At 62.7% G+C, this 13,922-nt stretch carries 15 protein-coding genes and 1 tRNA gene; 9 read left to right on the top strand and 7 right to left on the bottom strand.

The window, feature by feature from the left end; all coding sequences use genetic code 11:
• Positions 1 to 97: 97 nt before the first annotated feature.
• From maiA to QMY55_RS13375, 4 genes are all read right to left on the bottom strand, one after another.
• Complete coding sequence (maiA, locus tag QMY55_RS13390) at positions 98 to 742, bottom strand: maleylacetoacetate isomerase (protein ID WP_283484698.1); 645 nt, start codon at positions 740 to 742, stop codon at positions 98 to 100.
• A 98-nt stretch (positions 743 to 840) separates the two neighbouring features.
• Positions 841 to 1,548: a fumarylacetoacetate hydrolase family protein gene (locus tag QMY55_RS13385; protein ID WP_283484697.1), complete on the bottom strand. Its 708-nt coding sequence runs from the start codon at positions 1,546 to 1,548 to the stop codon at positions 841 to 843.
• A gap of 32 nt (positions 1,549 to 1,580) precedes the next feature.
• A complete protein-coding gene (locus QMY55_RS13380) occupies positions 1,581 to 2,708 on the bottom strand; it encodes a cupin domain-containing protein (protein ID WP_283484696.1) in 1,128 nt (375 codons plus the stop codon).
• Positions 2,709 to 2,751: 43 nt separating this feature from the next.
• Complete coding sequence (locus tag QMY55_RS13375; protein WP_283484695.1) at positions 2,752 to 3,960, bottom strand: 3-hydroxybenzoate 6-monooxygenase; 1,209 nt, start codon at positions 3,958 to 3,960, stop codon at positions 2,752 to 2,754.
• Positions 3,961 to 4,278: 318 nt separating this feature from the next.
• On the opposite strand from QMY55_RS13375, the gene QMY55_RS13370 reads away from it, so the two are divergent.
• The 9 genes from QMY55_RS13370 to QMY55_RS13330 all read left to right on the top strand — a co-directional run bounded on the left by QMY55_RS13370 (position 4,279) and on the right by QMY55_RS13330 (position 10,267).
• Complete coding sequence (locus tag QMY55_RS13370) at positions 4,279 to 4,824, top strand: MarR family winged helix-turn-helix transcriptional regulator (protein WP_283484694.1); 546 nt, start codon at positions 4,279 to 4,281, stop codon at positions 4,822 to 4,824.
• 15 nt (positions 4,825 to 4,839) lie between these two features.
• Positions 4,840 to 5,742, top strand: a complete 903-nt coding sequence (locus QMY55_RS13365; RefSeq protein WP_283484693.1) for a LysR family transcriptional regulator — start codon at positions 4,840 to 4,842, stop codon at positions 5,740 to 5,742.
• A gap of 128 nt (positions 5,743 to 5,870) precedes the next feature.
• Positions 5,871 to 6,191 (top strand): heavy metal-binding domain-containing protein, encoded by a 321-nt coding sequence (locus tag QMY55_RS13360; RefSeq protein WP_283484692.1) that lies wholly within the window; start codon positions 5,871 to 5,873, stop codon positions 6,189 to 6,191.
• A 97-nt stretch (positions 6,192 to 6,288) separates the two neighbouring features.
• Positions 6,289 to 6,365, top strand: a tRNA-Gln gene (locus QMY55_RS13355).
• A gap of 470 nt (positions 6,366 to 6,835) precedes the next feature.
• The gene (locus QMY55_RS13350; protein ID WP_283484691.1) at positions 6,836 to 7,666 is read left to right on the top strand and encodes a transporter substrate-binding domain-containing protein; all 831 of its coding nucleotides are present in this window, start codon (positions 6,836 to 6,838) and stop codon (positions 7,664 to 7,666) included.
• Positions 7,667 to 7,795: 129 nt separating this feature from the next.
• On the top strand, positions 7,796 to 8,464 hold the full coding sequence (locus QMY55_RS13345) for an amino acid ABC transporter permease (protein WP_283484690.1): 669 nt from the start codon (positions 7,796 to 7,798) through the stop codon (positions 8,462 to 8,464).
• Positions 8,465 to 8,467: 3 nt separating this feature from the next.
• Complete coding sequence (locus tag QMY55_RS13340) at positions 8,468 to 9,253, top strand: amino acid ABC transporter ATP-binding protein (RefSeq protein ID WP_283484689.1); 786 nt, start codon at positions 8,468 to 8,470, stop codon at positions 9,251 to 9,253.
• Positions 9,254 to 9,279: 26 nt separating this feature from the next.
• The gene (locus QMY55_RS13335) at positions 9,280 to 9,753 is read left to right on the top strand and encodes an Lrp/AsnC family transcriptional regulator (protein ID WP_283484688.1); all 474 of its coding nucleotides are present in this window, start codon (positions 9,280 to 9,282) and stop codon (positions 9,751 to 9,753) included.
• A 292-nt stretch (positions 9,754 to 10,045) separates the two neighbouring features.
• On the top strand, positions 10,046 to 10,267 hold the full coding sequence (locus QMY55_RS13330; RefSeq protein WP_283484687.1) for a DUF4287 domain-containing protein: 222 nt from the start codon (positions 10,046 to 10,048) through the stop codon (positions 10,265 to 10,267).
• Between the two features lie 13 nt (positions 10,268 to 10,280).
• On the opposite strand, the gene QMY55_RS13325 is transcribed toward QMY55_RS13330, so the two are convergent.
• The 3 genes from QMY55_RS13325 to selD form a co-directional block, all read right to left on the bottom strand.
• Positions 10,281 to 11,192 (bottom strand): bifunctional GNAT family N-acetyltransferase/nucleoside diphosphate kinase regulator, encoded by a 912-nt coding sequence (locus QMY55_RS13325; RefSeq protein WP_283484686.1) that lies wholly within the window; start codon positions 11,190 to 11,192, stop codon positions 10,281 to 10,283.
• A 178-nt stretch (positions 11,193 to 11,370) separates the two neighbouring features.
• Entirely contained in the window at positions 11,371 to 12,633 is a 1,263-nt protein-coding gene (locus QMY55_RS13320; protein ID WP_283484685.1) for an NAD(P)/FAD-dependent oxidoreductase, read from the bottom strand.
• Positions 12,634 to 12,850: 217 nt separating this feature from the next.
• Entirely contained in the window at positions 12,851 to 13,897 is a 1,047-nt protein-coding gene (gene selD, locus QMY55_RS13315; RefSeq protein ID WP_407650695.1) for a selenide, water dikinase SelD, read from the bottom strand.
• Positions 13,898 to 13,922: the final 25 nt, after the last annotated feature.

The raw sequence follows: 13,922 nt of genomic DNA, 5'->3' as shown, positions 1-13,922 counted from the left end.
CAGGTGGCCGTGGCGCAACAGGCCAACATGGCCTGTTTCCAGCCGCGTGCATGGCTGACTTGCGCTACGGATTCCCCGATTCATGGGGTGACGGTGCTTATCGGGCCGCGTCGGGCTGGGCCAGGGGCGCGGCCCGGGCAAAGGCCGGCAGGGCGGCGCAGGCCTGGTCCACGGCGCCGATCAGCGGCCATCGGGTCAGGTCCACGCCGAAGCGGCGCGCGCTTTCCACCTGGGGAATCAGGTAGACATCGGCCAGGGTCGGTGCGTTGCCCCAGCAGAAGACGCCGCGTGCCTTGTCCTGGGCCAGCAGGGCTTCAATGGCATCGAAGCCTGCCGTGATCCAGGTGGCGCACCAGGCGTTGACGGCGGCCTCGTCGGCGCCGAACTGCCGGCGCAGGGTCTGCAGGATGCGGCGGTTGTTGATGGGATGCACATCGCAGCCCACGATGGCCGCCAGGGCGCGCACGTGGGCGCGGGCCTCGGGCTCTGCGGGCAGCAGGGGCGGAGTGGGATGGCGCTCTTCCAGCCATTCGATGATGGCGGGCGACTGGATCAGCGTCTCGCCGCTGTCCAGCGTGAGGGCCGGCACCAGGCCTTGCGGGTTCACGGCCTTGTAGGGCGCCTCGGCCTGCTCGTCCACGCGCAGGTCCACGGGGACATACTCGGGCGTGAGGCCCTTGAGGTTGAGCGCGATGCGCAACCGGTGCGAGGTGCCGCTGCGGAAAAAGCTGTAGAGCTTCATGGTGTATCTCTTAATAGGACTTACGCAAACAAGGATTCGCCAAGGCTGCTTTCTTGAGGTGAAGCTCATGCCTGAACCTGATTTGCATAAGTCGTGTCTTATTCAGGTTGGCCCACGGTCAGGGCGATCTCGCCCACGCCTTCCACGCGGCCCGTGATCTTGTCGCCGGGCAGCACGGCACCCACGCCTTCGGGCGTGCCCGTGTAGATCAGGTCGCCGGGCTGCAGGTGGTAGAAAAGGGACAGGTCGGCAATGATTTCGCGGATGTTCCAGATCAGCTTGTCCACATCGGACTGCTGCTTGACTTCGCCGTTGACCGACAGCTCGATCGCGCCGGATTCGATGACCTTGCCGGGCATGGGGACCACTTCGGTGGCGATGGAGGACTGCTCCACGTCCTTGCCCAGGTCCCAGGGGCGGCCCTTGTCGCGCGCCACCAGTTGCAGGTCGCGGCGGGTCATGTCCAGGCCGCAGGCGTAGCCGTAGATGTATTCATGGGCCTGTTCGGCCGGAATGCGGAAGCCCGGCTTGCCGATGGCCACGACCAGTTCCATCTCGAAGTGGTAGTTCTGGGTTTCGGGCGGGTAGGCCACGGTGGCGCCTGAAGGCGTCAGCGTCTGCGGCGACTTGGTGAAGTAGAAGGGACGCTCCACGCTCTTGTCCACGGGACGGCCCATCTCCACGGCATGGGCATGGTAGTTGCGGCCCACGAAGAACAGGCGGTTGATGGGCAGGCGCTGATCGCTGCCGCGCACGGGCAGGGACTGGACAGGGGCGGGAGCCCACAGGTAGTTGGCTTGGGACATGGGAAATTCCTTTCAGCGGTGGGATGGATGGATCAGCCGGGCTGGCAGCGGTAGGCGTGCACGGCCTCGAAGATCGGGGTGTCGGCAAAGCGGAATAGGTCCAGGGGAACCTGGCCGGCATCGCAGCGCGCGGTGAAGCTCTGCCACGAGGGCACGACGAACAGGTCGCCCCGTCGCACCTGCCATTGCTTCTCGCCCACGGCGACCGTGCCCTGGCCATCGAAGACCTGGAACACGGCAGAGCCCACTTCGCGCTTGGGCCGGGTGCTGGCGCCGCTTTTCACGCGGTGCATCTCGCAGCGGATGGTGGGCAGCACGTCGCGGCCGTTCGTGGGATTGGTGTAGCGCACGGCGGCGTGGCCGGGGCTGACGGTGGCGGCGTACCCTTCGGCTTCCAGCGCCAGCTGCTCGTTCAGGGCCCGGTCCGTATCCACCCAGCGGTAGGCCAGCAGCGGGGTGACCGGGGCCTCTTCAAGGTGGGCCACCGGGCGCAGGCCGGGATGGGCCCACAGGCGTTCGGAGCGCGAATGCCGTGGCGTGGCGCGCTCGTGCGGGTCCAGGTGCAGGCGTCCGTGCTCGAAGAACTGCGACTCGCCGTAGTAGGCAAACGGAATGTCCAGGCCGTCTATCCAGGCCATGGGTTCGCTGGCCGCGTTGTGGTGGGCATGCCAGTTCCAGCCGCCCTGGGGCAGGAAGTCGCCGCGCGACATGCGCACCGAGTCGCCGTTGACCACGGTCCACACCCCTTCGCCTTCGACCACGAAGCGGAAGGCGTGCTGGGTGTGGCGGTGCTCGGGAGCATCCTCGCCGGGCATCAGGTACTGGATGGCGGCCCACAGCGTGGGCGTGGCAAACGGACGGCCGCCCAGCGCCGGGTTGGCCAGCGCGATGGCGCGGCGCTCGCCCCCGCGGCCCACGGGCACGATGCGGCCGGCTTCGTCCGCCAGCTTGAGCAGGTGGTCCCAGCGCCACAGGTGGTCGGCGGCCTTGCTGCTGGGATGGGCGGGCATGAGGTCGCCGATCTGCGTCCACAGTGGCACCAGCATCTCCTGCTCGAAGCCGCGATACAGCTGTTCCAGCGCCGGCGTGGGCTCGGGCTGGCCGGGGGCGGCCACGGCCGAAAGTTTGACGGGAGAGGGAATGGCTTCGGTCATGCTCATTTCGGTTTCTTTCTTGTCTGTTCCTGCATGGGGGCCGCTTCTCTCAGTCTTCGGCCAGGCACTTGTCGACCGTCCAGCCGTAGAGCCATTCCATGGCGTCGTAGAAGCGCTCGGGCGTGCGGCCCTTCCACAGGTCGTTGCGCACCAGGCGCTCCACGCCTTTGGCGTGGAAGATGCGGCCCATCTCGCGCGCCGACAGCACCACGCGCGCCGTGCGGGCGATGCGCGAGCGCTCATACAGCTGCAGGGCCCGGGGCCAGTCGTGATCGCAGCGCTTGAGGGCCTCGCCCAGCGTCACGGCGTCTTCGAGCGCCATGCAGGCGCCTTGCGCGATGTATTGCAGCGTGGGGTGGGCGGCATCGCCCAGCAGCGTGGCGCGGCCGAAGCTCCATTGGCCTATGGGGTCGCGGTCGGCCGTGGCCCAGCGCTTCCAGCTCTTGGGCATGTCAATGAGCTGGTGGGCGCGCGGGCAGCAGTCGCGGTAGTAGCTCTGCACCTCTTCGCGGCTGCCTTCGCGCACGCCCCATTCCTCCTGCTCGCGGCTGTGGAAGGTGACGACCACGTTGTACTGCTCGCCGCCACGCAGCGGGTAGTGCACGAGGTGGTAGTTGGGGCCGACCCAGATGCTGGCCGCATTCCAGCGCAGGTTCTCGGGGAAGTCGTTCTTTTCGACTACGGCGCGGTAGACCACATGGCCCGAGACGCGGGCCGGATCGCCCACATATTGCTGGCGCACCACCGACTTCACGCCGTCGGCGCCGATCAGGGCCTGGCCCCGATGGGCCCTGCCATGCTGGTCGTAAACCGTGACGGTCTCGCCGTCCTGCTCCACGCGCTCGATGCGCGTGCCGGTCAGGGTCTCGATATTGCCCAACGCCCGGGCGCCTTCGAGCAGCGAGGTGTGGATGTCTGCGCGGTGGATGACCGCATAGGGATTGCCGAAGCGCTCGCGAAAGCCCTGACCCGTGGGGATGCGGCCCAACAGGCGCTCGTCCAGCGCATCGTGCATGACCATCTCGTCGGTATAGACGGCGCGGTCCCGGGCCAGCTCGCCGATGCCCAGCGCGTCGAAGGCTGCAAACGCATTGGGCCCGAGCTGGATGCCGGCACCGATCTCGCCCAGCTGCGGTGCCTGCTCCAGCACCTTGACCGCATAGCCCTGGCGGGCCAGCGACAGGGCTGCCGCCACGCCGCCGATGCCGCCGCCGGCGATCAGAACGGGAAGAGTCGAAGAACTGGGGTTGATGGTCATACGGGTCACTTTCTCGGGGGCTTGCGGAGCGGTTGATGCCAGGTGCCTATCGCGTCCTGTTTTCAGCCGCTTTTTCCGAAAGCAAATAAACAGTGTGCTGATGATCAGTGTGGTTTTGATTTAATTCAAAAAGACATTGGGTAAACCCTAGGTTTTCTGCATATGGCTCTGGATGACGGGTTTTGTCCGGAACAGCGTCCGAACGTGAGAACATCGCTGGGCCGCTACATATCGCCCGCGATCCAGGGCTCTGACGCGGCACGCAAGCGCGCCTGGAGGAGAGGGCGCGAAGCGACTCAGGGCATTTCTCAGGACAACATGCAATACCAACCCGCAGAACTGGAAAACTATCCCGGCTACCACATCCGGCGCCTGCAGCAGATCGCTGTGGCCGTGTTCATGGAAGAGGTGGATGCCTTTGGCGTCACGCCCGTGCAGTACGCTTCCTTGTCGGCTGTACTGCGCCAGCCCGGCATTGACCAGCGCACGCTGGCCCGTTCCATCGGCTTCGACACCTCGACCATCGGCAGCGTGATCGACCGGCTGGAAGCGCGTGGCCTGATGGTGCGCAACGCCAGCCCGGCAGATCGCCGCGTGCGCCTGCTGACGCTCACCGATGCAGGCCGCCAGCTGCTGCAGCAGGCCGAGCCGGCGGTGCTGCGCGCCCAGCGCCGCATGCTTGATCCCCTGCCTGACGACAAGCGAGCCCAGTTCATGGAAATGATTTCGCTGCTGATCCACGAGAACGACGAATTCGCGCGGGCGCCCAGCGCCGTGGCCGAGCGCAGCGCGGAGCGCAAGCGCACGGCGGCCGTGAAGGCCGTCAAGGCGCTGGCCGGCAAGAACAAGGCTGCGGCCGAATAAGCTGCGGGCAGGGCCATGGACTGGGACCATCTGCGTTTCTTTGGCGAGCTGGCGCGCAACGGCAGCATGGCCGCAGCCGCCCGGCGCCTGGGCGTGGAGCACACCACGGTGTCGCGCCGCATACAGGCGTTGGAAAAGCAGCTAGGCGCGGTGCTGTTTGCGCGGGAGTCCGGGCAATGGCGGTTGACCGAAGCCGGGCGCCAGTTGCTGACGGTGACCGACGCCATGCAAAGCGCGGTTGATGGGCTGGAGCGCGGTCCGCTGGCACAGTCCTCCGCCAGCGAAGGCCCGGCGGGTCTGGTGCGTGTAGGCGCGACAGAGGGGTTTGGCACGCAGATGCTGGCGGGGGAGCTGGCGCGGCTCACTCAGCGCTACCCCTTGCTCAGCGTGGATCTGCTGGCGCTGCCGCGCATGCTGCATCTGTCGAGTCGCGAGGCCGATATCGTGATCTCGCTGGAGCGGCCCAGGCGCGGCTCCATCATCGTGACCAAGCTGGCCGACTACCGTCTCTATCTCTACGGCCAGCGTGAATACCTGGCGCGCAAGCCGCTGGTGGCTCGCACGGAGGATTTGCGCCACCACAGTTTTGTGCACTATGTGGACGATCTGCTGTTCACGCGTGAGCTGCAACTGCTAGACACCCTGCATCGGCCCGAGCGCTTTGCCCTGCGCAGCACCAGCATTACTGCCCAGTACGAAGCCGTGCGTGCCGGGGCCGGGCTGGCCGTGCTGCCAGCGTTTGTGGCCGACAAGGATCCGATCCTCAGCCGGGTCCTGCCCGAGCAAGCCTGTTTTACCCGCACCTTCTGGATGAGCATGCCTGCGGAATCACGCCAGATTCCCCGTATCGCCACGACCTGGAGTTTCCTGCGCGATGCGGTGCAGTCCATGCGTGCTCAGCTATGCCCTGCGCAGTAGCGGGCATAGTGCATCTTTCGTAGCTGCAAGCGTATGCAATATATGGGCTAGAGCCTGTTTTCATGTCTGCTTCGGATATGAAGATGGCGTAGCATGTGCGGCACTTATCTCAATCTTCAGGACAGATCATGATCGTGACAACCACTCCCAGCATTGAAGGCAAGCGCATCATCCGTTACTGCGGCGTGGTCGCTGGCGAGGCGATTCTGGGCGCCAACGTGGTCAAGGATTTCTTTGCCGGCATCCGCGATATCGTGGGCGGGCGCTCCGGTACCTACGAAAAGGAGTTGCAGCGTGCGCGCGAAATCGCGCTCAGAGAGCTGGAACAGCGCGCAAGCGAAGCGGGTGCCAATGCCGTGGTCGGTGTGGATCTGGACTTTGAGGTGCTGGGCCAGGGCAATGGCATGCTGATGGTGTCTGCCAGCGGCACGGCCGTGGTGGTGGAGTAAGGCGGAGGCCTCCAAACGCCGATTTTTGTGCAAGCGCACATTTTTTGGCTACTTCGAAATTGGTAGCTGAAAGTCGTTGTACAATTGCGTCCATCGTAGGGGAGTCGCCAAGCTGGTTAAGGCACTGGATTTTGATTCCAGCATGCGAAGGTTCGAATCCTTCTTCCCCTGCCAAAATTGAAAACCCCGTTCATGGAAATGAACGGGGTTTTTTGTCGTTTTGATTTTTCCGGCACTTTGCGTGCGGAAAATCAAAAAAAGATAGCGGCCTGCGCAAAGCCAGTCTGCGCTCCCGCCACTTTTTGATCTTGTGCCAGGACGCCGATGGGTGAGAACAGATTGTCAGCCCTGTCTGCAAGCCTCGTCGACCATGTTCAACGATTTGCCTGTCCCAAGTGACGAATCAGCAGCTATGGCAAGCCGTGGAGCCACATCATCTAGGTTCAAAAACATCAGTGATATTACCTATATGTCGATAAACATTAGTTGATTCCATGCATATCGGCGACATGCTTTCGTCATATCGTCGCTTCTTTCACATGAGAATCAAAAAATGCTTTTAGACTTTGCGCACTTTGGTTCGAGATGTGTTCGATATTTTTTCGGATCAGATCGAAGTTGATTCTTCAATTCCTGAGGGGCGTATGGTCAGCAAGTTTTCAATTCTCAAATCCGTGGCCCTGGCCACGAGCCTGTGCGTGGGCACGGCCGCCATGGCGCAAGAGACTTCCATGCAGCGTGTGGAGCGCACCAAGACATTGCGCGTGGGCGTGATCTCCGGGGCCACGCCATATTTCCACAAAGATCTGGTCAGCCAGAAGTGGCAGGGCTTTGGTCCTGACTTCGCGGCCAGCCTGGCGCAGAAACTGGGCACCAAGGTCGAGCTGGTGGAAACCACCTGGGGCAACTCGGTGATGGATCTGCAGGCCAACAAGATCGATGTGATGTTCGGCATGGGCCCTACACCGGCGCGTCGCGAGATGGTCGATTTCTCGGACATGCTGTTCAACAACACGCTGACTGCCGTGTGCAAAAAAGGCTTTGGTCCGGTCAAGACCTGGGAGCAGCTCAACGACCCCAAGGTGAAGATCGTGGTGGATGTGGGTTCCAACCAGGACCAGTACGCAACCAAGATGCTGCCCAAGGCGACGATTTCGCGCCTGGACAGCTCAGGCGCTGCTTCCATGGCCGTGCAGACGGGCCGTGCGGACTGCCAGATTCTGATGGTGCTGCTGGCCCAGCCGCTGTTGGCCAAGCGCCCCGATGTGGGCAGCATGTTCGTGCCCGAGCCAGTGACCACTTCGCCCACCCATATCGGTCTGCCAAAGAGCGCCAACAAGGACCTGGAGAACGCCGTCAACGCCTGGCTCAAGGAAGCGCGCGCCAAGGGCGAGGTGCAGTCTGTCATCGTCAAGAACATGGAAAAACTGGCGGGCGTGAAGCCTGAGAGCTTCCCCACACAGGTGAAGTTCTAAGCGACAGCCCGCGCAGGGCATGGGCCGGGCGCGGGTGCAGGAGCATGGCGGCCACCGGATCGCGGTGGCCGTTGCTCGTTTGATAGGGGCCGCGACTTTGCCAAAGCGCGTAGCCTGGGGAGTTGATAGATGTACGAGTGGGATTTTTCCCTGCTGTGGACTTACAAATCGGTGCTGCTGCTAGGCATCGGCTATACGCTGCTGTTCACGGCGATCTGTGTGGCGGGCGGTCTGGCCGTGGGCCTGGTTGTGGGTCTGGGCCGTCTGTCCGGCAATCCATGGGTTACCGCACCGCTGCGCGCTTTTGTCGAAGTGTTCCGTTGCACGCCCGTGCTGGTGCAACTGGTGTGGTTCTATTACGCGTTGCCGGTGCTCACGGGCATCGAAATGTCGGCCCCCATGGCTGCAGGCATCTGCCTGTCGCTGTACGGCGGTGCTTTCTATTCCGAGATCATTCGCGGCGGCATCATCTCCATTGACCCCGGCCAGACCGAGGCGGGTCAGGCCATCGGCATGACGCGCTTTCAGGTCATGCGCCGCATCATCCTTCCCCAGGCTTTCAAGCGCATGGTGCCGCCGCTGATGAGCCAGTCCATCATGCAGCTCAAGAACACTTCGCTGCTGTCGGTGCTGGCCGTGCCCGATCTGCTGTATCAGGGTCAGGTGATTGCACATGAAACCTATCGCCCGCTGGAGGTCTATACCTTTATCGCCGTGGCCTATTTCATCATTCTGCTGCCTGCCACCATGTGGGCCAAGCGGATTGAGCAGAATCACACTCAAGCCAAGGAGGCGTAAGCGATGAATGCTCCTGTTATTGAGATCAGGAACCTCAGGAAATCCTTTGCTGATCTGGCCGTCCTGAAAAACATCTCGCTGTCCGTGGAGCGTGGCACCGTGGTTGCGCTGATAGGCCCCTCAGGGTCGGGCAAGTCCACGCTGCTGCGCTGCGTGAATTTGCTCACGGTGCCCGATGGCGGGGAAATTCGCGTGGGCGAGCAGTCTTTAAGCTTCAGCGGCAAGGCTACCGAGCTGCCTGGCGACAAGGTCTTGGCGGGCTTTCGGGCGCGCACCGGCATGGTGTTCCAGCACTTCAATCTGTTCCCGCACATGACGGTGCTGCAGAACGTGATGGAGGGCCCGGTCACCGTGCTCAAGAAAAGCAAGCGCGAGGCCGAGGCCAAGGCGCGTGAGCTGCTGACCAAGGTGGGGTTGGCGGAGCGTGCCGATATGTTCCCTGACAAAATGTCCGGCGGCCAAAAGCAGCGCGTGGCCATCGCGCGTGCGCTGGCCATGGAGCCATCGGTCATGCTGTTTGACGAGGCAACCTCGGCGCTGGACCCCGAACTGGTGGCCGAGGTGCTGGGCGTGATTCAAGCGCTGGCGCGAGAGGGCATGACCATGATTCTGGTCACGCACGAAATCGCATTTGCCCGCGAGGTGGCAGACCAGGTGGTCTTCATGCGCGACGGCGTGGTGGTGGAGGCCGGGCCACCCGCGCAAGTCATAGACAACCCGCAGCAAGAGGCCACTCGCAGTTTTCTAGGGCGGATTCTGGGCCGCAGCCCTGCGGCGACCCAAGTCTGAGTGTCAGAACAAGAAACGGACCATTTATGGAATATCGACTCGACGAAACCGATCGCCAATTGCTGCGCCTGCTGCAGACCAACGCGCGTGCTTCCACCGCGCATCTGGCGCGGCAGATGAATCTGGCACGGACCACGGTGGTGGCACGTATCGCGAAGCTGGAGCAAGAGGGCGTGATTGCCGGCTACGGTGTGAGGCTGGGCTCGCGCATGGAGCAATCTGCCGTGCGCGCCTACTGCGGCATCCGGGTTCTGCCCAAGACGGCGACTTCCGTCATGCAGGCGCTCAACCGCTTTACCGAGGTGGAGGAGGTATCTGCCGTCAGCGGCCAGTATGACTACATGGTGTTTGTACGCTGCGAAAGCAATGAAAAACTCGATGCGCTGCTGGACCGCATCGGCCTCATCGACGGCATCCAGCAGACCTATACCTCGGTGGTGCTGAGCCGCAAGATCGACCGCCGCACCACGGCAGAAGTGGTGAACCAGCCGCTATCCTGACCCTTTGGGGTCTGACTGGTTGCGAGAGCATTGAGCATGGACCAAACCGGCGCAGATGATCGGTGAGGCGGATGAAACGGAGTGGTCCGGCCATTCTCATCTACCTTGCGCTGCTGGCTTGTGCTTCTGCCAGAGTCCATCGCATAAAGGGCTAGGGCAACATCGGGCAGAAATCAAAGCTGCTGCGGATTTGCTGTAAAGCGCAATGGCGCAGCTTGTTGCGGATTGATCGAAGAGCTGCGATCTAGGCGATGTATGCGGTAAGGTTGAGCTCCAGTCACCGGAGCTGTCCATGGCAGATGAAGCAAAGATCAAAGGTCCCGCGTCTTACTTCCCGTCTATCGAGAAGACTTACGGCAAGCCGATTGCGCACTGGATAGCGGTCCTCGACGGACTGCGCGATAAAAAACATATGGAGCAGGTCGCGCACCTCAAGCTTGAACATGGCCTGGGTCATGGGCATGCGAACGCCCTGGTGGCCTACCACAGGGCGCAATCCAGCACCTGGTTTTGAGAGGGCACCGGGTCTACAAATGAAAATCGCCTTCTGCCTCAGGCTGGTAGAGCAGCTTCTCGATCCAGATATGGCAGGTGCGGTCCGGCATGCGCCAGTCGATGGCGTCCCCTTCCTTGTAACCGAGAATGGCCGTGCCTATATCGGAGCAAACCGATAGATTTCCGGCGCGATGGTCTGCTTCCTGCGGGTAGACCAGGGCAACCTCCATTTCCTCGTCGTCCAGCCGCAGCAAGGCTCTGGAGTTCATGGTGACGATATCGGGAGCGACCTGCCTGGCATCGACGACGATGGCGCGCTCGATCTCGTGCTCCAGCTCGACCATGTCCGAGCCGCACTCCAGCGCCACGACGCTTCTGAGTCTGGCCTCGTCGATCTCGGTGATATGGATGCCCGTGGGGTCGTCGATCGCACTTTCACGCAGGCACCGAAGATAGTGCTCCGATGTCATGGAAAAGGACTTCAGCGATGAGGTTTCGTTTTCCAGCACAAAGCCGCAGCGCACAAAGGCGTTGAGGGAGCGGGCATTCTCGACGTGGATCCTGGCAATGAGCTTTTCGGCCCGCATATCGAAGAAGGCCAGTTTCATGCCTTCGCGGATGGCGCTGGCACCCAGCTTGCGGCCCCATTGTTCGCGGTCGCCGATAACCAGCACCATTTCGCAATCGGGGCCTGTCTTGACGAGACGGACAAAGCCTACCGGAGCGTCATGCCGGTCGCAGGCCATGAAGAAACGGCCGCCCTGATTGAACAGATGGGTCAGTATGGGCAGCTGGACCCGGTCCAGGACCTGCTCGATAAACCGGGAGACATGGCGGGAATCGCTGAGGTAGCGGGTCACGCTCTCGTCTTCCAACCAGTCCATCACATTGAGTGCGTTTGCCCGAGTGATTTCCGGGCATAGCGAAATGAAAGGCTTGCTCATCTTCACCACATTTGGTTGCAAGAATGAAAGCCCTTCATGGCCACGGCCATGACGGTTCTTTCTCGGAAGCCGCAATTCTAAGGCGATGTGTGCATAGGAGGTCTCCGCTCTGTCATGCTCCTAAAAAAGGAGCTGCCAGCGCTTTCTGGGTAAGCGCTGGAGCCTGTTTTGACCATATTCATAGAAAGCGGCTGGCGCGAAATGGATGGGGGTTCATGGGCAACTGTTTGTCGCCCAGCATCATGGCTGCCAGCAGTGCTGCCGTGCCGGGGCCGGTGCTGAAGCCGATGTGCTGGTGACCAAATGCCAGCCACAGGCCAGGCCGGCCGGGCATTTCGTCGATGACGGGGCGGCTGTCGGGCAGGGTGGGGCGGCGGCCCATCCATAGCGGGTGCTCCAGGCGCTGGCCCAGAGGCAGAGCCTGGCGGGCGGCGGCTTCGGTGATGTCCAGTTGCACAGGCTTCATGGGCGCGTCGCAGCGATTGAGCTCCACACCGGTGGAAAGGCGCAGGCCTTGCTCCATGGGCGAGAGCACATAGCCGCCCGCCGTGTCATAAATGGGGCGCTGCAGCGAATTTTCCGCACTGCCGGGCGCGTAGTGCATGTGATAGCCACGCTCAAAGCCCATGGGAATGTCCACGCCCAGCTCGGCCATGAACTTCTGGCTCCATGGACCAAGAGCGATCACGACACGGCCAAACTCCTGCGCATTGCCGTGGCCATCCACGATCTGCCAGCGGCCTTCGCCCGAGCTGCGCAGGGTGCGTAATTCGCAGGTTTGCAACTGGCCGCCGCGGGCCACAAAGGCATCGGCATAGGCTTTGACGACCGCGCCAGGGCTGTTGACGGAACAGCTATCCCGAATCCACAGCGCCTTGGCAAACACCGGTTGCAGCACGGGCTCAAGGTCGCGCAGCTCGCCGGCGTTGAGGGCCTGGGTGGCTATGCCGAAGCGGGCCATGGTTTCACGGCCCAGCTGGGCGCCGGGAGCATCAAAAGCCTGGGCGCTACGGTAGAGAAACAGCCAGCCGTTGTCGCGCAGACGGTGCAGGGCGTTGACTTCGCCCAGCAGTCGCCGGTGTTCGGCAGTTGACAGACGAATCAGGTCGTCGAGCGCGGCCGTGGTTTCCTCAAACACGCTTTGGCGCGCCCGGCCCACAAAGCCCAGAGCCCAGCCCAGGTTGCTGGCGACAAAGGACGGGCTGTAGCGAAAGCCTGTGCTCTGGTTCCTGAGCAGGCTGGGCAAAGTGCCCCATAGCTTGGGGTGGTTGAAGGGCATGAGCGAGCTGCGTGCGATCACGCCGGCATTGCCATACGAAGTTTCCAGCCCTGGCGCACGCCGGTCCATCAGCGTGACGCGCATGCCGCGGCGCTGCAATTCCAAGGCCGTTGTGACGCCGACCATGCCGGCGCCCAGAACGGCCACTGTGTTGTCTGTCATGAGAGGGCGTGGCGCGGCGGTCGCGTTGCCACGGTGAGAGTCCAAAAATGCGGACCCTATTGTCGGCTCGATTGCTCAGTCCGATTGCGGGACGTAGTCCTGGCTGCCGAAATTGGAGGTCTGGTTGCGGCCTGGGCGCTCAGATTGCTTGAGGGCAGTGGCTCGTTGTGACATTAAAAAAGGAGCTGAAAGCTCCTTTTTTTGCAGCCGCTGACGATCAGTCGACAACAACCTTGGCTTCGCCGGACTCCATCTGGCCCACGATGGCTGCCTCGGCAAAACCTGCGTCGGCGAAGACCTTGAGCACCTGCGCTACAGCATCGGGTGCGCAGGACACGAGCAGACCGCCTGAGGTTTGCGGGTCGGTCAGCAGGGCCTTCTGCGCATCTCCGACAGTGGCCCCCAGCTCGATATGCGCGCCATACGAGGCCCAGTTGCGGCCCGATGCGCCGGTGAAAATACCTTGCTCGGCCAGCGCCTGCACGCCGGGCAGCACGGGCAGCCTGGCGCTGTCGATACGGGCCGTCAGCCCCGCGCCGCGAGCCAGCTCCAGGCCGTGGCCCAGCAGGCCAAAGCCGGTCACATCGGTCAGCGCATGCACGCCGGCCAGCTTGGACAGCTCCATGCCAGGGCGGTTGAGTTTGGTCGTGGCATCGACCATGGCGCGGTAGCCTGCGTCGTCCAGCAGATTCTTCTTGAGCGCGGCCGACAGAATGCCCACGCCCAGAGGCTTGCCCAGAATCAGCACGTCGCCGGCCTTGGCATCGGCGTTGCGCTTCATCTGCTTGGGATTGACGATGCCGATACCGACCAGGCCGTAGATAGGCTCGACCGAGTCAATCGAGTGACCACCGGCCAGAGGAATGCCGGCATCGCGGCAGACCGATTCGCCGCCTTCCAGGATCTTGGCGATCACGTCATGGGGCAGCACATTGATGGGCATGCCCACAATGGCCAGTGCCATCAGCGGCGTGCCGCCCATGGCGTAGATGTCGGACAGCGCATTGGTCGCGGCGATACGGCCGAAGTCATATGGATCGTCCACGATGGGCATGAAGAAATCCGTCGTGGCGACGATGGCTTGCTCGTCGTTGATCTGGTAGACGGCCGCATCGTCAGCCGTCTCGGTGCCCACCAGCAGATGGGGAAAGAACTGCTTGGGCAGATTGCTTTTGGCCAGCAGCTCGGACAGCACGCCGGGCGCGATCTTGCAGCCGCAGCCGCCGCCATGGGACAGGGAAGTGAGTCGGGGAGCTTGAGAGATGTCTGTGGTCATGGATGCAATCTGG

Origin of the sequence: Comamonas resistens, from assembly GCF_030064165.1 — a bacterium.
Classification (GTDB): Bacteria; Pseudomonadota; Gammaproteobacteria; order Burkholderiales; family Burkholderiaceae_C; genus Comamonas; species Comamonas resistens.
Note: the sequence above shows the minus strand (reverse complement) of the source record. Positions and strands in the feature narration are given on the sequence as shown.